Source organism: Crocosphaera watsonii WH 8501, assembly GCF_000167195.1.
GTDB classification, from domain to species: Bacteria; Cyanobacteriota; Cyanobacteriia; order Cyanobacteriales; family Microcystaceae; genus Crocosphaera; species Crocosphaera watsonii.
Window position 1 is genome coordinate 12918 of sequence record NZ_AADV02000025.1, and the last position, 19802, is coordinate 32719.

14 protein-coding genes and 3 pseudogenes are annotated in these 19802 nt (G+C 40.2%); 9 read left to right on the top strand and 8 right to left on the bottom strand.

Translation table 11 applies throughout. The features are described from left to right. Positions 1-1021 precede the first annotated feature (1021 nt). Both CWATDRAFT_RS15135 and thrC read right to left on the bottom strand, forming a co-directional pair. A complete protein-coding gene (locus CWATDRAFT_RS15135) occupies positions 1022-1297 on the bottom strand; it encodes a MoaD/ThiS family protein (protein WP_007305851.1) in 276 nt (91 codons plus the stop codon). A 105-nt stretch (positions 1298-1402) separates the two neighbouring features. Beyond that, positions 1403-2710 (bottom strand): threonine synthase, encoded by a 1308-nt coding sequence (thrC, locus tag CWATDRAFT_RS15140; RefSeq protein ID WP_007305850.1) that lies wholly within the window; start codon positions 2708-2710, stop codon positions 1403-1405. A 472-nt stretch (positions 2711-3182) separates the two neighbouring features. Between thrC and CWATDRAFT_RS15145 the strand changes: the two genes are divergently transcribed. Continuing rightward, positions 3183-3770: a ParA family protein gene (locus tag CWATDRAFT_RS15145; RefSeq protein ID WP_007305836.1), complete on the top strand. Its 588-nt coding sequence runs from the start codon at positions 3183-3185 to the stop codon at positions 3768-3770. Here CWATDRAFT_RS15145 and CWATDRAFT_RS15150 read toward each other — a convergent pair. From CWATDRAFT_RS15150 to CWATDRAFT_RS15160, 3 genes and pseudogenes are all read right to left on the bottom strand, one after another. Beyond that, the gene (locus CWATDRAFT_RS15150) at positions 3762-5603 is read right to left on the bottom strand and encodes an EAL domain-containing protein (protein WP_007305849.1); all 1842 of its coding nucleotides are present in this window, start codon (positions 5601-5603) and stop codon (positions 3762-3764) included. The two genes, CWATDRAFT_RS15145 and CWATDRAFT_RS15150, sit on opposite strands and share 9 nt — an antisense overlap. 68 nt (positions 5604-5671) lie before the next feature. Beyond that, a complete protein-coding gene (locus CWATDRAFT_RS15155) occupies positions 5672-7711 on the bottom strand; it encodes an EAL domain-containing protein (RefSeq protein WP_007305848.1) in 2040 nt (679 codons plus the stop codon). Between the two features lie 402 nt (positions 7712-8113). Next, positions 8114-8758, bottom strand: a pseudogene (locus CWATDRAFT_RS15160) (IS66 family transposase); the annotation flags it as partial. A gap of 42 nt (positions 8759-8800) precedes the next feature. Between CWATDRAFT_RS15160 and CWATDRAFT_RS15165 the strand changes: the two are divergent. Next, on the top strand, positions 8801-9382 hold the full coding sequence (locus tag CWATDRAFT_RS15165) for a helix-turn-helix domain-containing protein (protein ID WP_007303067.1): 582 nt from the start codon (positions 8801-8803) through the stop codon (positions 9380-9382). A 64-nt stretch (positions 9383-9446) separates the two neighbouring features. Continuing rightward, the gene (locus CWATDRAFT_RS15170; RefSeq protein ID WP_007305837.1) at positions 9447-10088 is read left to right on the top strand and encodes a transposase; all 642 of its coding nucleotides are present in this window, start codon (positions 9447-9449) and stop codon (positions 10086-10088) included. A 20-nt stretch (positions 10089-10108) separates the two neighbouring features. Here the strand turns inward: CWATDRAFT_RS15170 and CWATDRAFT_RS15175 are convergent. Together CWATDRAFT_RS15175 and CWATDRAFT_RS39875 are read right to left on the bottom strand one after the other, a co-directional pair. Further along, positions 10109-10990 (bottom strand): annotated as a pseudogene (locus tag CWATDRAFT_RS15175) (IS66-like element ISCwa4 family transposase); the annotation flags it as partial. Between the two features lie 343 nt (positions 10991-11333). Further along, entirely contained in the window at positions 11334-12650 is a 1317-nt protein-coding gene (locus CWATDRAFT_RS39875; RefSeq protein ID WP_232287116.1) for a hypothetical protein, read from the bottom strand. Between the two features lie 83 nt (positions 12651-12733). Here CWATDRAFT_RS39875 and CWATDRAFT_RS15185 point away from each other — a divergent pair, with 83 nt between their 5' ends. The 6 genes from CWATDRAFT_RS15185 to CWATDRAFT_RS15215 all read left to right on the top strand — a co-directional run bounded on the left by CWATDRAFT_RS15185 (position 12734) and on the right by CWATDRAFT_RS15215 (position 18680). Next, complete coding sequence (locus tag CWATDRAFT_RS15185; RefSeq protein ID WP_042711591.1) at positions 12734-12919, top strand: type II toxin-antitoxin system HicB family antitoxin; 186 nt, start codon at positions 12734-12736, stop codon at positions 12917-12919. Beyond that, positions 12912-13118, top strand: coding sequence for a type II toxin-antitoxin system HicA family toxin (locus CWATDRAFT_RS15190; protein WP_021830341.1), 207 nt, complete (start codon positions 12912-12914; stop codon positions 13116-13118). Before CWATDRAFT_RS15185 ends, CWATDRAFT_RS15190 begins: the two co-directional genes overlap by 8 nt. Before the next feature lie 347 nt (positions 13119-13465). Continuing rightward, positions 13466-14449, top strand: coding sequence for an alpha-ketoacid dehydrogenase subunit beta (locus CWATDRAFT_RS15195; RefSeq protein ID WP_007305839.1), 984 nt, complete (start codon positions 13466-13468; stop codon positions 14447-14449). A gap of 216 nt (positions 14450-14665) precedes the next feature. Then, positions 14666-16078 (top strand): protein translocase subunit SecD, encoded by a 1413-nt coding sequence (gene secD / locus CWATDRAFT_RS15205; RefSeq protein WP_007305841.1) that lies wholly within the window; start codon positions 14666-14668, stop codon positions 16076-16078. Positions 16079-16132: 54 nt separating this feature from the next. Beyond that, positions 16133-17059, top strand: coding sequence for a protein translocase subunit SecF (gene secF, locus CWATDRAFT_RS15210; RefSeq protein ID WP_007305842.1), 927 nt, complete (start codon positions 16133-16135; stop codon positions 17057-17059). A gap of 328 nt (positions 17060-17387) precedes the next feature. Continuing rightward, complete coding sequence (locus CWATDRAFT_RS15215) at positions 17388-18680, top strand: glutamyl-tRNA reductase (protein ID WP_007305843.1); 1293 nt, start codon at positions 17388-17390, stop codon at positions 18678-18680. A gap of 383 nt (positions 18681-19063) precedes the next feature. Here the strand turns inward: CWATDRAFT_RS15215 and CWATDRAFT_RS33785 are convergent. Then, a pseudogene (locus CWATDRAFT_RS33785) lies at positions 19064-19802 on the bottom strand (transposase); the annotation flags it as partial.

A 19802-nucleotide genomic window follows, 5' to 3' on the forward strand; every position in this document is an offset into this window, starting at 1 on the left:
TAACAACACTTTACCATGTATTAAGTAGATGGGCAAAAATAAACGTAAGCTTGTAGTAAGTCCTTAAGGACTACGGAGCTAGTTATAATAAAGGCTAAAGCCTTAACTACAGACTTTTCTATTTGATTATGGCAGTTTACCCCTAGGAAAATATAAAAAGAAAAAATCCTGCTTATGCAGGAGTTTTATCATGTTACCGAAAATTTTGGTTTAAAGCCCCGTCCTTTTAGGACGGCTTTTCTAGGGTTTTCATATAATCTCTAAATATGTCTATAATTAGGGTTTGCTGAATAAAAGCAAAACCCTATCGTAGGGCATACGAGAACAGACCTCTGAAATGGGGTGAACGTCTGAGGAGAGACTCGCCTCTGGGTTAAAGACTGAGAAGACTTTAATGTAAGCGAACTCGTTGAGCCAGAAATCTAAAGCAGTGATGCTTAGAGAATCCACGCACTTGTAGGGCGTGGAGTATGTCAATTCATAACACCTTTAACCTAATGTCGGGCAGAATTCCCTTATCCACGCTTAGGTTAGGGATGAATGCCCGACCAGTAAACAAACTGCGAAGCATCCATATTCCAGAATCTTGTGTTACAATTACTTGTGGTTGCGACCCACCCGAACGTTGGAACTACAGACAGCCTAACATCAAAGCAAAGTAGTAATACTTTCGGCGCAGAAACACTGTCAGATCGGGGAAAGAAATCACTGAAGAATAAAAAAGTAGGCAGCAAGAGCGTAAGACCAAACAGTGATTTGTCGAACAAGAAATAACTCTTGCGGAAGGCGAGAGTCTGCCTGTGGAGGCTGTGTTAGACCAAAATAAGACTTGTCTTATTGAGGCAACGGCCAATGAGACGGGAAACCTCGAAGACGAATAAAACCGTCCTTGAGTGAAGTTGTCGTTGGGAAGCCCCAACTTCAGCGAAGCAAGTTGGGGTACTTCACCAACCGAAGAAAAAATTAGGGCTTAGTATTGATGGTTTTGATGGGCTTAATAATATTAAGCCCCTACAGAGTATTAACCACCAGCAACGGCAGGAACAATACTGACTTCATCGCCATCTTTCAATTCAGTTTCGGTATTCTCCAAAAAGCGAATATCTTCGCTATTCACATAGAAATTCAGGAAGCGACGGGGTGTTCCACTATCATCGCATAAACGATCTTTAATACCAGGAAAATTACTTTCCAAAGTCTCAATTAACCCAGCGACATTCTCCGCGCTACATTCTAACGTAGCTTGGTTTTGGGTATGCTTTTGCAGAGGAGTGGGAATTAATACTTTAACAGTCATAGTTATCCAAAAATGAACCAATTATCAACAATGATGGCGAAAAATTGCCAAAAAAACAGCCGCCAAGGATACAAGAAGGGAAAACTTGACGGCTTATAAAGGGAACTAAACGAGAACTTGTTGCCAGTCTAGACGCTCTAAGGTGCGAGAACGTTCCAATGCACGCTCAAAACTGTCTAATTTTGGCTCAATGGTTAAAGGTTGACCAACATACTCTTGTACCGCTTCTTGGGTTTTCAGTCCGTTACCAGTGATGTAAATGACCGTGGTTTCTTCAGGATCAATTTTTCCTGCTTCTACCAACTTCTTGAGGACTGCAACTGTCGTTCCTCCGGCGGTTTCGGTGAAGATGCCTTCGGTTTCGGCTAATAATTTAATACCTTCGATAATCTCAGGATCGGTGACACTCTCAATATTACCGTTGGTTTTACGGGCAATATCTAAGGCGTAGTAACCATCTGCTGGGTTGCCGATCGCAATAGACTTGGCGATGGTATTGGGTTTAACGGGGGTAACAAAGTCCCGTCCTTCCTTAAATGCAGTGGCGATGGGGGAACATCCTTCCGCTTGTGCGCCACTGAAACGGACGGCTTTATCTTCCACTAAGCCGGTTTTGATGAACTCTTGGAACCCTTTGTAAATCTTGGTATAAAGGGAACCAGAGGCTAAGGGTGCAACCACATGATCCGGTAGTTTCCAGCCCAACTGTTCGGCTACTTCAAACCCTAATGTTTTGGAACCTTCAGAATAGTAAGGACGTAAATTAATATTGACAAAGCCCCAACCGTAGGTGTTACCCACTTCGCAACAGAGACGGTTTACTTGGTCGTAGTTTCCCTTAACTGCCATTAGGGTAGGGTTGTAAACCAAGGTTCCTAACACTTTCCCTGCTTCTAAGTCCGAGGGAATGAACACACAACAATCTAATCCTGCATGGGCGGCGATCGCTGCTGTAGAATTGGCTAGATTTCCGGTACTAGCACAAGAAACGGTGGTAAACCCTAATTCTTTGGCACGGGTTAAAGCCACGGAAACCACCCGATCTTTGAAGCTCAAGGTGGGCATATTCACCGCATCGTTTTTAATGTAAAGATTTTTTAGACCCAGGCGACGGGCGAGACGGTGAGATTTAACAAGAGGAGTCATTCCTGTGCCAACATCGATGGGATTTTGGCTTTCTACGGGCAAAAATGCTTTATAACGCCAGATAGAATTGGGTCCAGCTTCGATGGTTGCACGACTAACTTGATTACGAATCGCCTCATAATCGTAGGCGACTTCCAACGGAGAAAAGGTTTCTTCACAAACATGAAGGGCTTTCAGAGGATATTTAACTCCACCTTCTTTAGAAACGAGGTGGGTGAAAGTAGGCGCAAAGCCGGGTGCTGTTTGGGTTTGGGTTGCCTGGGTCATAGTTGGGTACTAAGTAACACTTTGTCAATCTTTTTGGATACTAACACGGGTAAAAATCACCGTCAAACATACCCGACTATTTTAGTCGGGATTAAATTTTTCAAGGTTTCTACGGGGAGATGGGGAGATGGGGGAGTGTGGGAAAACATTAACCTATCAGCCTCGAGAAATACCCGATTGAGGGACTAAATGTTATCAAAATCTATACAAAACTATGATCAAGGGTCAATATGGCGCAAACCCAAATCTAAACAAGAAAAAAAGCCCTTAAGAGTCTGGCCATGTTTCGACCTCAAAGGCTTTTGTCTTTCGTTCTTACTCCTCACACACACACTAATTTTGACGCAGGACTGAGAAAATAAGTTTCTTGATCGTGACGCTTTTTCAGCTGTCATCACAAAAAAGGGGGTCATGGTGGTGTAATCTAGGAACGGGAAAAATATATAAATTCGGTCAATCAGTTAACCAGATCATGATCATTTCTATCACTGCTCTAAAAGGGGGTGTGGGCAAAACTACCACTTCGATCCATCTTGCTGCCTATTTACAAGAAAAAGCCCCTACCTTGCTTATTGATGCCGATCGCAACCGTTCTGCGTTAATTTGGTCTAGGGAGGATAAACTACCTTTTCATGTGGCATCCCAAGCAGGATCAACCAGTATTATTCGTAAGTATCCCCATATTATCGTTGATACCAGGGCGAGACCAGAACCAGAAGAGTTTAAGGATCTTGCTGATGGGAGTGACTTATTAATTATTCCCACAACCCCCAATCATTTAGACCTAGACGCAACCTTCAAGGCGGTAGAACAATTACAGGCTCTCAATGCTAATTTTAGAGTATTGTTGACCAAAGTTGATGCCCGTACCAAAAGCGGACAAGAAGCTAAAAAAAGATTAAGAGAAGCGGACTTACCTCGCTTTAAAACATCTATTCCTCTCTTGGTTGTCTTTGAAAAGGCTTCCCAAAGGGGTGTTATTACCAGAGATTATTCCAGTCCTACTTCCAAAACTGCTTGGTCTGCTTATGAAGCAGTTGGTAGAGAAATTCTACCCTAAATTGTCAAAAAGTTCTGCATGATTAATAGTTAAAAATTGAGTGGTTTCTTCAACAGAAAGGGGTTTACTAAAATAATAACCTTGCATAGTTTGACATTGTAAATCACCTAAAGTATTTAGTTGTTGCCGAGTTTCTACTCCTTCAGCAACTACTCTCATATCAAAACTTTCTCCCAAGGAAATCAGAGCAGAAACTAGGGTTGTATTTTCAGGTTTATCATCCATCTCTTTGATTAAAGAAACATCTATTTTAATGGTATCAAAGGGTAGTCGATGCAGATGACTAACCGCAGCATAACCAATACCAAAATCATCCAGGCAAACCCTAACATCTAAGCTTTTTAGTTCTCTTAAAACTTGATAGGTTAGTTTAATATCTTTTAGGATAACTGCTTCGGTAATTTCTAATTCTAACCATTGAGGTTCTAAACCTGTAGTCCCTAATATTTCATCAATAATATCCACTAATTGGGGATGGTAGAATTGAGCCATAGACAAATTAACAGAGACTAAAATAGGTTGTAAGTGATTAGTTTGCCATGCTTTATTTTGCGTACAGGCCCGTTCTAAAATCCAGCGACTTAAAGGTACAATTAATTCTGTTTTATCCACCCAAGGTAGAAATTGTTTAGGGGGAACTAAACCATATTTTGGGTGTTGCCAACGAATAAAAGCTTCCATTGCTTCTGTGGTTTTCGTATGGGCATTCAATTGAGGTTGATAATATAAACATAATTCTTCTTTACGCAAAGCTTCATAAAGTCGCTTTTCAATCTGTGATAATGAGGCATTTACTTTGCTTAAATTCTCTTTTATAAAATTAAAATTACCTGTTTTTTTATGGTAACTTAGTTGAGTTTCTGCATAGTTTAAAAGGTCCTGGGGGACTTGTCCATTTTGGGGATAAATAGCCATTCCTAAATGACTGACTAAAGATTGAGTATTATTTTCAACAGTGAAAGGATATTTTAGTTCTTTAATAATCCGTTGAGTAATTTTATATAAATTATCTGCTTTCTTAATATGAGGTAATAAAATAGCAAATTCATCCCCTCCCCAACGAGAGATAATATCCCCAGTTCTCACACAGTTTTTTAACCGTTGGGTGATCGCTTGCAAGAAATAATCTCCAATAGTATAACCAAAAGCATCATTAATTTTCTTAAAATCTTTAATATCTATCAAAAAAACTGCTAAACAATTTTTATGCCGCTTGCCGTTAGTAACTGCTATGGAAACATATTCATTAAAGAGAATACGGTTAGGTAATTCTGTAACTGGATCAAGAGAAGATTCCTCTTGAAAAGTATCATCATTTCCTAGCTCTTTGGGGGAAGAATTGGAATCTGCTAAGATGAAGGTAGATTGTTCAGCAGAACCCCCTAAATTTAGTTTTTGTGACTCCTCAATGGATCGCAGTATAGATTTATCTGACTGCTTGGGTGTGTCTTTGTCAACAATATCAGATGACACTTTAGAAGGAGAAACGGTGTGATAACTAGCATTCACTTCACAACCAAAATTGATTAAATCCCCATCTTTTAGTTCATGAAATGTACATTTTTCTCCGTTAACAAAAATGCCATTGCGACTTTGAATTCCCTCTAAATCTCCATCCAGTATCCAAAAAGAATCTTGATTTATTTTGCGATTAAACTTCTTAATTAAAGTAGCGTGCCTTCGAGAAACTTGTTTAGAATAAATAATAATAGAATTACTAGAGTGTCGCCCTAGAGAATATTCCGACTCTTCCAAGGAAATAGTTCTACGGCAGTTACTATCCTCAAGAACTAAGACATAACGATTCTTAGTATTTTTTCTGTTTTGATTCATTGTGATTTTCACACCTGACTTAAAAGTGTAGTCGCATCGGTAGGTTTGAGAGGACGACTAAACCAAAATCATTGAATCTCTCTGCAGTTGAGTCCTTGTAAAAGTTCTAACTGTTGTAAAGTTTCTACCCCTTCAGCGATGACCCGAAGATCGAAGCTTTGTCCTAAAGCAATTATAGCAGAAATTATCGCAGTATTTCCAGAATTAGCTTGTAAAGTTTGGATAAAAGATTGATCAATTTTCAGAGTGGTAACAGGAAACTTTTGTAAATATCCTAAAGAAGAGTAGCCCGTGCCAAAATCATCTAAAGAAACTTTCACTCCCAATTCCCGTAAATTCTGTAAAGTTTCTCGAGAAGAATCTATATTTTGCATCATTGCTGTTTCCGTAATTTCTAAGTCTAAAAGATGGGGTTCTAAAGCAGTATCTTCTAAAACTTGAGCGACAATATCAACCAAATTCGGCTGTTGAAATTGTTTGGGAGATAAATTAACAGCGATGGGAATAGGAGAAAAACCACGTTTTTGCCAAGCTTTATTTTGTAGGCAAGCAGTTTTGAGAACCCAAAGACTAATAGGAATTATAAGATCAGTTTTTTCTGCCAAAGGAATTAGTTTAAGGGGAGAAACATTCCCGAATTCGGGGTGATACCACCGTAAAAGTGCCTCCATGCCACTAACCTTGTTATTAGTCAAATTTAATTGAGGTTGATAATGTAGAGATAAACTTTCTTCTTCTAAAGCTTGATATAAAAGATTTTCTAATTTTAATAATAAAGAGGCTTTAGAAGTCATGGTGGAACTATAAAAACGATAATGATTTCTTCCTCGTTCTTTGGCACGATATAGGGCAGCATCTGCATTTTTTAATAGGGTTTCTCCATCCTCACCATCTTGAGGATAGATAGCAATACCAATACTGGTTTTAACGTATAGTTGATGCCCCGCAACTTCAAAAGGCTGCTTGAGATCCTCTAGGATACGCTGTGCTAAGTTAATGGTATCTTCTGGACTATTAATTTGAGGTAATAATAAAGTAAATTCATCCCCTCCCCAACGGGAAATAATATCGTTATTACGGACACAAGAACTTAAACGCTGAGCAAAGCTTTTCAATAATTGATCTCCAACCTTATGACCTAAACTGTCATTAATATTTTTAAAACAATCTAAGTCAAGAAAAACCACAGCCATTAAATTATTATTATTCTTGGCTTTAACCAAAGCTATTTCCAAGTTTTCATCAAAATAGTTACGATTAGGTAAATCGGTTAACGTATCAGAAAAAGCTCGATATTCTAATTTTTTCTCAGCTTGTTTCCTAGCAGTAATATCGAACCAATAACTCCTAATTAGTTGATGTTCTGATAAATAATGAACATACTGTTCAAAAATCTCTGATCCAATCACCACCTCTCTCAGTAATAAATTACCTTGTATATTGTGAAGCTCAGAAAGTAAACCTGCTAAAATAGGATGTTTTAACTTTTCTTGTTCAATACTTTGAAACTTAATCCTAGCTGCTGGATTGAGATAGGTTAAATTTCCTGTAAAATCAATTTCAATAATAGGATTAGGGCTTAATTCAGGAAAAGAAGCGAGGCGAATCAAATCATTGCGATCTCGTGCCTGTAAACTCTCCTCATTAATTAAAGTTGAATTATTATTATCATCAGCAATCATGGTTTCCATGACTGTTTCTTCCCCTACTTCAAATTGTTCGGGATCAAGAGGATTAAATAAATCAATATCTAAAGCAGTAGAAATAATATAATAACTGACCTTAGCTTTTGGACCAAAAATAACCACATCACCATGTTTTAAATTATGAGATTGTTGTAACTTCCCATTAATTAATAAACCATTGGTACTACGATTACCTTCTAAATCTCCATCAATAATACGATAGGAATAAGTATCCAATCGGGGACTGAGTCTAACTCGTACAATGGTGGCATGGCGACGGGAAACAACTTGTTCATAAATAACAATATCATTGGTCGATTCTCGGCCAACGCTATAGCTGGCTTCCTCTAAGGCAACGATACGTCGGGCTTTTTGATCCTCAATAACAAGAATATGACGAAAGGATGATAGATTGTCCATCATAGATACGCAAACAAGGGTTATTACTATAATTCCCAGAAGTGCCTAAAAACTAACTATCTATCATCGGTAAAGACATAAAATTTGCAGAATCTATATGTAACTGCTCACCGCAACAAAAAAGTCTTATTGAAAAGCACTACAAACAACATCAGTTGAGTCAATAAAAATATAAGCCCTGTGATTTAGCGTAAAATTTAAGCTAATTTATTACGGCTATTTTAATGACTAACATTCCCAGAATCAAGTCTTTTAAAAACCTCAAATAAAAACAACAATATGAGAAAAGAAAAGAATAGTAAGATAGTTTTTTGTTAGCGGAGATTATCCGCTAATCCTGTGTATTTTTGTGCAGAGAGATAGGGGGATCAAGAAAAATCTATCCCCCATCGGCTCCGGAGCCTTTTACATCTCTAATCCTGGGGGACTCCGACCAGCTAATGAAAATAATTCGCATAATTGGACAATGGCATTTTGCCCCTGTAATCTCATGGTCTCTAAAAAACTGAACATTTGGGTGACTAACTCTGCACCCCAGTCGCTTCTTGCTCCCCCACTTACTTTGCGGTGAATGACAATGGGACGTAAAGCTCTCTCAGCATCATTATTATCTGGTTTGACTTCAGGATAAGTTAGAAAGGTGAACCACTCTTCCCAATGACGTTTGAGACGGTTAATCAATCTTTGTGCATCATAAGGCCATCCTTTTTTGGGAGTTGCTTTAAAAATCTTTTGCAGTGAGTTCTCGACTTCTGTTCTTTTGGAGCCTAAGTCTTCAAGGGTTAAATTTCGAGCATGATAATGACGATAATGGATACGGGCGGTTGCTAAAACTTGCTGTACATCGGCAGCAAATTCTCGATTCGCTTGAAAACGACTGGTTTTAAGGGACTCTAACTCTCGTTCTAAATGTGCCAGACATTTCTGTTTGGCCATCGCACTTTGTCTAAAGTAGGCACTATAGCAGTCACTGGTGAGGATGCCCTTAAAATCTGCTCCTAACAATTTCTCGACTTCTGCGGAGCTTCTAGTGCAGCTTGGCGAAAGTAATCCACCAGATTTTTACAGAAACTTTCGTGACCAGCCACGACAATGTGTTTCAATGAAACTAACGGAAGAATCTCGAAGTTGATGTCCATGATAAAAGCATTGCCAATTAACCTCTCCAACCTACAGAAAACAGTACTCCAACAAATAGTGAGAGGGACAACAAACCCCTATCGCCTTGTTAGACGAGCCAAGCTAATCTTAGCCGCAGCATCAGGAGAGAGCAATAGTTCGATTAGTCGAAGATTAGAATTAGACCGAGTACAAGTGCGTCAGTGGCGATCGCGATGGTTTGAGGAGAGAGAAAAACTGAGTGCCGCCGAAGAACAACAGGTAACGGAGAAAGCATTAATGGTCTTGATCAAAGGAATTTTAAGCGATCGCCCAAGACCTGGAACAACAAAATCCTTTACGGTCGAACAAGTAGTCCAGATTGTAGAGATCGCTTGTGAAGAATGTGAAAAATCAGACAGACCAGTGAGCCATTGGACACCTTCAGAGTTGGCGGATGAAGCCATAAAAAGAGGAATTGTCGAAAAGATTTCCCCCCGTAGTGTGGGGCGTTTTTTAAAAAGAAGCGACATTACAACCACATCTCGTTCGTTACTGGTTAAATGCCAAAATTGATGATCCCTTAAAATTTAAAAAGCAAGTCAAATATATCTGTGAACTTCATCAAGAAGCTAAAACTTTGTTAGAACAAGGAATTCATTTAATTAGTACAGATGAAATGACAGGAATTCAAGCTCTTGAGAGATTATTTCCGAACAAAAGAATCAAGCCTAAACAAGTAGAAAAAATCGAATTTGAATATGAAAGACACGGAACTTTAAGCTTGATTGCGAACTGGGATGTGGCAAGAGGAAAAGTTGTTAGTCCCTCTATTGGACCGACAAGAACAGAACAAGATTTTTCTGAACATATCCAGAGAACGATTAAGTTTGATGAAAAAGCAGAATGGATTTTTATTGTAGATCAACTCAACACTCATAAATCGGAAAGCTTAGTCAAATTAGTAGCAGAAAGCTGTGGAATTACTATTGATTTGGGGAGAAAAGGAAAGGAGGGGATTTTGCAATCTATGGACAGCAGAGCAGATTTTTTATCAGATGAATCTCATCGAATTCGCTTTGTTTATATTCCCAAACATACATCGTGGCTTAATCAAATTGAGTGTGGGTTTTCGATCTTAGTCCGGCGTTTACTCAAAAGAATTACTGTCCGTTCAACTGAAGAACTATCCCAAAAAATTCTCAATTTTATTGATTACTTTAATCAACATTTTGCTAAGCCGTTCGTTTGGAAATTTAAGGGCTTTAAAGATCATAAGTGACTGGTGGATTATTTTTGCTAAGCTGCACTAGTGGGAGCCAACATCAACACACAGACCTCATTTGATGTGGCTACCCAAACCCAATACTTGATGCCATCGATGCAATAACTGGTTTCGTCAACACATCGGATTCCTGGCTGCTGGATGTACTTTAACCACTGTTGGGTCAAGGGTTCTAAACTTTCTTGAAACCATTTGTGCATTTTGGCAAGGCTCCCTTGAGAAATGGGAATGCCAAAGACATACTCTATAAAATGTTCCTGTTTACGCCATGTAAGATTACCCCCATAGCCAAGCCAGCCCACGATGCTACTTAATCGCGCCCCATAACTGAATCCTTCTTTAACTCCCAATGGAACAGGACTGTAATCTGACCATCCACAACTAGGACATTTATAGAATCCGCGACGATATTCCCTGATTTCTATGGGTTGGTCTACTACTTCAGCCACTTGCTGGACTTTTTCGGGAACTACTTCATCTCGTTCCACTGAACCCCCACAAACAGGACAGTTTTCTAGTTCTAAAGGGACTATCTTATCGGGCTGACCAAAACCATTACGGGTCTTCCCTGGGTGGTCATATTTTGGTCCGCGTTTAAATCCTTTTTTGCGTTTCTTTTTGTCAGAAGGCTTTTTTAGTTGGTCTGATGATGGGGGGACTGAACTGTTTTTTGAGTTACGGTTTTTTAGCTTATCTCTCTCTTCTTTCAATTTTTCAATTTCTTGCTGTTGTGTAGAGATTTGTTGTTGTTGCTGGTCAATCAGTCTTTGTTGAAGAGATAACTGTTGTTGTGCCTTGACTAGCCACTCAATCATGAAGACATTGTTCGCCAACTGTTCATCGGCGATAGCTCTAACTAGCTTTGAATCAATGGTAGCATTTGTGGTCATAACCCCCACTATACATAAAAATCCCCGATTTTACCTTTATGTTGTCAAGACAGATTCTTTATTGCGGTGAGCAATTACTAATGAGCGTTCATGGAAATTGGTTATTATACAAAAAAAACACCCCCTTAATTATACTCTAATTAAACCCTAATTAAACCCCTACAATTGTCAAAAAATGTTTTCTAAACCCTTGCTTTTCTTGACTTGACATGGTATTGTAAGGATGACGTAAAAGGTGCGCGCTTGTAACCTCTGTTTTAATGGGTGTCATATCTTGTTTTGATACAATCAGATTTCGGCATCATTTTGAAGGGGATTAAGAAATAATGAATAAAACTCGTGTTTTACCAATCTAAGCCGTATCTGGCAACGGCAAACCCTTACTCTTCTGAGGAGTTGGAATTTTTTTGTAGTTTCTTGGTTTGACCCCGCTCAGAGCAAGTGCCAGAAAATTATGGATATGAATATCAAGATAATTGGCTAACCTACCAGCCGTGGGTTGAGGTCTTCGATCCCAGGGTCCAATTGATAGAGGTTCAGACATGGCGGCGATCGCTTTGAGTACAAACCCAGCTAGCATCGCTAAACTGATACGACGCTTAATAGCATTCTCAGTCCAGGCTCTGGGCATTTCCATCCCCGCACTATCCTGGGCAACATAGAAGTTAGTTTCCACGGGGAAGCGATGCTTATACCCCAACCAAATCTGTTCAGTAGTTAGCTCTCGGGCAATGGTTGCCAACAACAAAGGTTTTTCATAGTCAGGATGATCAATTCTGACTACATCCAATACTGTATCAGCAACATCCTCAAAGTGTAGCTGTTGCCATCGTCTCAAACGGAGTTCTCCTTTAAGGTGCATGGCTGTAATATCCTCATCTGGGGGGATTTCTGGACTGTCCCATCCTGGATGAAGAATCTCCCCATGTTTTCTGGGGCGACCTGGCCCTGGTTGGGATGGACGTGGAGGTGGAGCACAGCGCAGTTTACTATTTATGCGTAAGCGTCCTAACAAAGCATCTTTGTCGCTGGCCGCAGCAAACTGTTGGCGGGTGGCAATTCCCGCATCTACTACCAATAAACAATGATTCTTAGACTTAGGTAAATCCTTGAATAGTTCTGCTACTGCGGCTTCACAACTGTCTCCAAATCTTACTCGACTCACTAGCCCCACTCGCACCCCAGAAATAAAGACTACAGTTGTAACTGCTGCAATGATGTTGGCTTTTATTGCTTTACCTGCCCGATGGTGGAAGCCTTTGCCTAACAAATCCATTCCAGGTCTAGCCCGCCACCGAGCAATAGTGGAACTATCAATAGCTAGCACTTCTCGCTGTTTTTCCCCCAACGCCACTGGTTCCACTGGCAAATTGCTCAGACACCAACTAACGGCACGATCAAAGAGCAAGTCCAGAGGGACTTTTCCCCGCTCCATTGCCCGCTCTACCCGATGCCATCCCCATTTTATGTGGAAGACCAGAGGCAACACAGCCCTAGCTAGACTCCCCTTCGATTGTACCAAGCGACCACTCATCATCACTACTAAAACGATCCCGATACAATAAGCGGTTCCCTTTGGTAGTATCTTGATGAGATAATTGACAGCCTCTGCTGTCAGCTTGAGAGGTTCCGTTGTCGGTTTAGGAGAGGTTTCTGTTGATTGGCTCATGCCATCAGTATCTCAGATTTGCACTACTGGTACCTAGCGATCGCCCCTCAAAATGGTAAAACACGAGTAAAAGATTTACTGCTATTATCTATTGGGAAGAGGATGTTTATGTTGCTGAATGTCCAGAGGTGGGAACAGCAAGTCAAGGAGATACTATAGAAGAAGCATTAGGTAATCTTAAAGAAGCAACAGAACTATATTTAGAAGAATTTCCTTTACCTAAAACATCCCCTCGTTTATTGACAACATTTGAGGTATTAAGTGCCTAAACTACCTAGAGTTAGTACTCAAAAAACCGTCAAAACATTAGAAAAATTAGGATTTGTGCAAATACGACAAAAAGGGAGTCATTTAATTCTGAAAAAACAACTAAAAAGTGAAGAGGGAAAAATAATTGAAGTCGGTTGTGTTATTCCCCTGCAAAGAAAGACGCTTGCAGTGGGAACCTTGAAAAATATTTTAAACTAAGCAGGGGTAACAGTTGAGGAATTTCTAGATAATTTATAGACTGTAGGGGCATAATATTATTATCCTAATCCTATCATTATTCTCATATTCTAAGCGTTTAAATAGTTCATTAAAGTAGGGTGGGTTAGACGGCGATAATTTAGGTTATAACAAGAAGATAACAATCCGTCGTATTAGACTACGGATGTTTATATTGTAGGGGTCAACGGCCGTTGACCCCTACGGAAGTGTGTGGCCAGAAATTAGGAAATTTATATTAGTGAGCAAGATGCTCACATTCCTCTGGATTGATCCATGAGGTTTAAGGTAATGATAGGATAACAAAGGCAAGGAATTAGTATAAATATATGGCAGAAACTTTATTATTTAATGCGCTACGTCAGGCCATTGATGAAGAGATGGGACGAGACGAAACAGTATTTGTCTTAGGGGAAGATGTAGGACATTATGGCGGTTCCTATAAAGTAACCAAGGATCTTGCCAAAAAATACGGAGATCTGCGAGTTCTTGATACCCCGATCGCAGAAAATAGCTTTACGGGAATGGCAGTTGGTGCGGCAATGACTGGGTTACGGCCGATCATTGAAGGGATGAATATGGGCTTTTTATTATTGGCATTTAACCAAATCGCCAATAATGCCGGAATGTTGCGCTATACTTCTGGGGGAAACTTTAAGATCCCCATGGTGATCCGTGGACCAGGGGGAGTAGGCAGACAGTTAGGGGCCGAACATTCCCAACGCTTAGAAGCTTATTTTCATGCGGTTCCTGGCTTAAAAATTGTAGCCTGTTCCACCCCCTATAATTCTAAAGGACTACTGAAAGCAGCCATTCGTGATGAAAACCCCGTTCTTTTCTTTGAACACGTTTTACTCTATAACCTCAAAGAAAACCTTCCCGATGGCGAATATATTGTCCCCTTAGACAAGGCAGAAATAGTCAGAAAAGGGAAAGATGTAACCATTCTCACCTATTCAAGAATGCGTCATCATTGTTTACAGGCCCTCAAAGAAATGGAAGCACAAGGGTACGATCCCGAAATTATTGATTTAATTTCCCTAAAACCCTTTGATTTACAAACCATTGGGGAGTCTATTCGCAAAACCCATCGAGTGATCATTGTTGAAGAATGTATGAAAACCGGGGGTATTGCCGCCGAATTAATTGCTTTAATTAATGATAACTTTTTCGATGAATTGGATGCTCCTGTCATTCGTTTATCCTCCCAAGACATTCCCACCCCTTACAATGGAATGTTAGAAAGATTAACCATTGTACAGCCACCCCAAATAGCTGAAGCAGTGGATAAGTTGATGACACTGCATATTTAGAGTGTGGGGAGTGATCGGAAGTGTGAGGAGTGTGAGGAGTGTGGGAAGTGTGGGAAGTGTGGGAAGTGTAGAAACAATATTAATATTTTGCTCCCCATCTCCCAGTCTCCCAGTCTCCCAGTCCCCCCGTCACCCAGTCCCCCCGTCCCCCAGTCCCCCCGTCCCCCAGTCCCCCCGTCCCCCCGTCCCTCCCAACCCCTTACATAGACGAAGAATATGAAAGAACGACGTTTGTTGATCACTTTTATTATTGCCTTGGCCATCGGTGCGATCGCCCTTCTCAATGTTATTCCCTTACAACTCGGTTTAGACTTGAGGGGTGGGGCCCAGTTAACCATTCAACTGCAACCCACCGAAGAGGTTACAACTATCTCTCAAGAGGACTTAGAAGCAGCGAAAACGGTTCTGGAAAATAGGGTTAATGGGTTAGGAGTTGCCGAACCGGTGGTGCAAACCTTGGGGCAAGATAAAATTGTAGTACAGTTGCCCGGTGTTAGCGATCCCGAACAAGCAGAACGGGTATTGGGGGGAACAGCACAATTAGAGTTTCGGCAACAACGCCAAGGGACAGAAGGACAACTACCTGTTGAATTTGGACTCAGACGGGAAAAGGAAAGAGAATTAAACGCCCTGAGACTGGGAGAGCCTACCCCTGAAGAAGAAGAACGTATTGCAGAGTTAACCCAATCTATCAAAGAATCTGACCAAATAATTTTAGAGTTATTTGAGTCCGTCGGCTTATCAGGTAAAAATTTGGACAATGCTCGTTATGGCCCCACCCAAGGAAACCAATGGGAAGTCATTATTGATTTTGACAACGAAGGGGGCAACAAGTTCGCTGAATTGACCAAAAATATTGCTGGAACAGGTCGCAGTATTGGTATCTTCTTAGATGATGTTTTGATTAGTGCGCCTGTTGTGGGGGTTCAATTTGCTGCTACTGGTATCACAGGAGGGAGTGCCGTTATTACAGGGAATTTTACCGTAGACGAAGCCAACGAATTGGCCGTACAGTTACGGGGTGGTTCCTTACCTTTCCCTGTGGAAGTAGTAGAAAATCGCACTGTTGGGGCAACTTTGGGACGGGATAGTATCCAACGCAGTATCTATGCTGCGGTGGCCGGTTTAGCATTAGTTTTAATCTTTATGGGGGTTTATTATCGGCTGCCTGGGTTAATCGCTGATTTAGCTCTAGGTGTCTATACTCTCTTAACCTTAGCTTGTTATTCTTTGATTGGTGTTACCTTAACCCTTCCTGGTATTGCCGGGTTTATCCTCAGTATTGGTATGGCAGTGGATGCCAATGTCTTGATTTTTGAACGCACCCGTGAAGAGTTACGCAGTGGCAAACCCTTATACAGTGGGGTAGAATCGGGATTTTCTCGGGCATTTTCTAGTATTTTAGATAGTAATGTCACCACTGTGATCGCCTGTGGTGCTTTGTTTGGTCTAGGATCTGGGTTGGTTAAAGGGTTTGCTTTAACCTTAGCGATCGGGGTTTTAGTCAGTATGTTTACGGCCTTAACTTGTACTCGAACTTTCTTATTAGCGACGGTGTTAGGACTGCCTACGGTTCGCAAAAAACCAGAACTATTCTGTCCTGATTTACCCAAAGTTAGTAATACTTAGACACAAAACTATTTCTTATTATTGTTCAATTATTGATGTTATTTAACCGAAAAAATGCGCTTACAGATAATTAAATTGGAACGGTTATGGTGGTCAATTTCTGCCTTAATTATTTTGGGTGGAATCATAGCTATGATCATTTCTTATACTACCTTTAAAGCCCCATTAAGACCTGGTTTAGACTTTATTGGTGGAACTCGTTTACAGTTACAACTAGCTTGTGGGGTTGAAGACACTTGTGAACAGGCGATCGATGTGGGAGAAGTCCGAAATATTCTCACAGAAAAAGAGTTAGGAAACAGTACCATTCAAGTCTTAGAAGGAACAATTCTTTCTATTCGTACTAAAAATTTAGACGTAGATGAAAGAACCCAATTACAACAAGAATTGAACGAAAAAATAGGTGATTTTGACCCCGAGACAACTCAAATTGATACCGTAGGTCCAACCATTGGTAAAGAATTATTCGAGTCAGGAATTTTAGCCTTATTGGTTTCTTTTTTCGGCATTATTGTTTATCTTAGTGTTCGCTTTAAGTTCGATTATGCTTTATTTGCCATCCTGGCCTTAGTCCATGATGTTTTAATTACAGCAGGATTTTTTGCTGTTTTAGGATTAGTTGCTGGAGTGGAAGTGGATAGTTTGTTTTTAGTGGCTTTATTAACCATCATTGGCTTTTCTGTTAACGATACTGTGGTCATTTACGATCGCATTCGAGAGAACACTGATAAATATATTGAAGAACTATCCATTAACGATATTGTCGAAAATTCTGTTAATCAAAGTTTGACTCGTTCTATTAATACCACCGTCACCACTTTATTACCTCTGATTGGTATTTTCCTATTCGGTGGAGAAACCCTAAAATATTTCTCCCTAGCCTTAATTTTAGGGTTCATAGCAGGTTCTTATTCCAGTATTTTCATTGCTAGTACCCTACTCGCTTGGTGGCGTAACCGTCAGGCACTGGCTAATAGTTGAGGTTGGGGAGCAGGGGGAGCAGGGGGAGCAGGGGGAGATGGGAGTGTGAGCATCCTGCTCACTAACCCAAATAGGGAGTGTGGGGAGAGTAAAAAACTGATAACTGGTAACTGATAATCGGTAACTGATAACTGCTATTATTAACAACAGACAACTCTATACTCTAGTGTTACTTCCTCAAAGTTAACTGACTTTTTTAAAGTTTTATAAAGATTTTTATCAAAGTGTTTGTGATTGGGACAACTTGGATCTAAATTGCAAAGATTAGAAACAGTAGCACTTATTTCATTTTCTATTAACCTAAGCTGACACCCTTGTAGGAGAACCTATGAACATTGCCGTGGTGGGCCTCAGTCACAAAACTGCCCCAGTTGAAGTCCGAGAAAAATTAAGTATTCAAGAGGCTAAAATCGAAGAAGCCTTAATCCATTTGAAGGGTTATCCTCATATCGAGGAGGTAGCTGTCATTAGCACCTGTAACCGTTTAGAAATTTATGCGGTGGTGACAGACACAGAAAAGGGTGTGGTAGAAATTACTCAATTTTTATCAGAAACCGGTCATATTCCCCTCAACTATCTCCGTCGCTATTTATTTACCCTGCTTCATCAAGACGCAGTGCGTCATCTCTTAAGAGTGGCTGCCGGGTTGGAAAGTTTAGTTTTAGGGGAAGGGCAAATTTTAGCCCAGGTGAAAACTACCCATAAATTATCCCAAAAGTACAAAGGTATTGGCAGATTACTCGATCGCCTCTTTAAACAAGCGATAACCGCCGGAAAAAGGGTTCGCAGTGAAACCAATATTGGTACTGGTGCTGTGTCTATCAGTTCGGCTGCGGTAGAATTAGCTGTAACTAAAGTTGATGATCTAGCTTCCCGTCGGGTAAGTATCATCGGTGCTGGCAAAATGGCTTGTCTACTGGTTAAACATCTTGTGGCCAAAGGAGCGACTTCTATCACCATTGTTAACCGTTCCCAGCGTCGTGCCGAGGAGTTAGCCAAAAAATTCCCTCAAGCGGAGTTAACCCTGGTTTCTTTGGATGAGATGATGACGGTTGTGGGTAACTCTCATATGGTGTTTACTAGCACAGGAGCAACCCAGCCTATCCTGCATCAAGATAACCTCAAAGAAGTGGTATCCGTTGAACAAGGGTTAATGTTATTTGATATCTCTGTGCCTCGAAATGTGGCTACCAACGTCCAAGATATGGAAATGGTGGAAGCTTATAATGTAGATGATTTAAAGGCGGTGGTGGCGCAAAATCAAGCGAGTCGTCGTCAAATGGCTTTAGAGGCAGAAGGGTTATTAGAAGAGGAAGTGGAAGCTTTTGAGTTGTGGTGGCGTTCCTTGGAGACTGTTCCTACTATTAGCTGTTTGAGAACGAAAGTAGAGGGTATTCGTGAACAAGAACTAGAAAAAGCCTTATCCCGTTTAGGAACGGAGTTTGCGGAGAAACACCAAGAGGTGATTGAAGCTTTAACCAGAGGTATTGTTAATAAAATATTACATGAACCGATGGTACAACTGCGGGCCCAACAAGATATAGAAGCCAGGCAGAAATGTTTACAGTCTCTACAAATGTTGTTTGATCTTGAAATTGAGATTGAAAAACAATTTGGTTAGGTGATTTCCACACTTGAATATACCTGCTTTTCCAATTATTCCCCCCTTTTTAAGGGGGGTTAGGGGGGATCGTAAGGGATCTCCTTTATCAGAAATCACCTTAAAAGGTAGAAAAGCTGTAGTTATAGAGTGGGTAATGTCTAGTTTCTCATTAATATTACCCATCATCAATAACGAAGTTATACCAAATCCGAGGTTAATATCCCCTTTTGTAGAGGCGTTGCATGCAACGTCTCTACTAGGTTTAGATAGAATAGATAGAATAGGTTTAATAAGCGGATTTGGTATCAGAAGTCAGAAGTTCCTCGCTACGCTCCCTATCTTTGAATCATCATGAAAGCTGCTGATGTAATTAGGGTTTGCTGAAAAAGTTTCTCCAAAATTTATGCCACTTTTGACCAAGAATTTTCTGACAAATCAATAAGTTTTAGTACATAAAAATTGTTTAAAGTATAATCAAAATTAATGAAAGGCGGTTTGAGAGGTTCCCCTGTTCTATTATTAGTAAATAAGGACAAAAAAAGCGACAAAAACTGCCTCAGAAGTTTAGAAAGATTGACAACTAAAAATGTAATAGCAATAGATGTAATGGAGGTTTCAGGGAGTTTTGTTATCACGAGATTTAGGCTAAATCTTCGTTTAGCTTGTCCAAACTTTCCCTCAATAGCATTACGGAAGCATTCATCGGAGTGGGATTGTTTCTTTTCTTCTTCACTGACATTTTTCGGAGGTCTTCCTAACTTCGGACCACTGATTCTTATCCCTCTTTCCTTACACCAATTTCTGTTTTCCCTAGTTCGATAAATTTTATCTACATGGACGGATTCGGGATAATAGCCAAACGTTCTTTATACTTTTCTACTTGTTCTTTTAAATGACAAGATTCATTGAAGTTTTCCCAACTTATTTTGTCTAGAAACACATAGTTATCTACACAGCTTACTGAGAGTTTAGCTCCAAACTCTATTGGTTTTCCTGCTTTTCCCCTCACTATTGGACGAATATGCGGTTGAGTTAAACTTACAATTCTTTGAGGAACACTCTGGGTCTTATTCTCCCACATTGACTGTCGTTGTTCATAAACTTTTTCGATAGTCTCTAGACAATTTTCCTGTCTTTTAC

Excerpts from the sequence above, each read along its gene's own strand:
- secF (WP_007305842.1), top strand. The coding sequence starts at position 16,133 with ATGCGCTTACAGATAATTAAATTGGAACGGTTATGGTGGTCAATTTCT.
- CWATDRAFT_RS15150 (WP_007305849.1), bottom strand. The coding sequence starts at position 5,603 with ATGAATCAAAACAGAAAAAATACTAAGAATCGTTATGTCTTAGTTCTT.
- CWATDRAFT_RS15195 (WP_007305839.1), top strand. The coding sequence starts at position 13,466 with ATGGCAGAAACTTTATTATTTAATGCGCTACGTCAGGCCATTGATGAA.
- secD (WP_007305841.1), top strand. The coding sequence starts at position 14,666 with ATGAAAGAACGACGTTTGTTGATCACTTTTATTATTGCCTTGGCCATC.
- CWATDRAFT_RS15165 (WP_007303067.1), top strand. The coding sequence starts at position 8,801 with ATGTGTTTCAATGAAACTAACGGAAGAATCTCGAAGTTGATGTCCATG.
- CWATDRAFT_RS15145 (WP_007305836.1), top strand. The coding sequence starts at position 3,183 with ATGATCATTTCTATCACTGCTCTAAAAGGGGGTGTGGGCAAAACTACC.
- thrC (WP_007305850.1), bottom strand. The coding sequence starts at position 2,710 with ATGACCCAGGCAACCCAAACCCAAACAGCACCCGGCTTTGCGCCTACT.
- CWATDRAFT_RS15215 (WP_007305843.1), top strand. The coding sequence starts at position 17,388 with ATGAACATTGCCGTGGTGGGCCTCAGTCACAAAACTGCCCCAGTTGAA.
- CWATDRAFT_RS15135 (WP_007305851.1), bottom strand. The coding sequence starts at position 1,297 with ATGACTGTTAAAGTATTAATTCCCACTCCTCTGCAAAAGCATACCCAA.
- CWATDRAFT_RS15155 (WP_007305848.1), bottom strand. The coding sequence starts at position 7,711 with ATGATGGACAATCTATCATCCTTTCGTCATATTCTTGTTATTGAGGAT.
- CWATDRAFT_RS39875 (WP_232287116.1), bottom strand. The coding sequence starts at position 12,650 with ATGAGCCAATCAACAGAAACCTCTCCTAAACCGACAACGGAACCTCTC.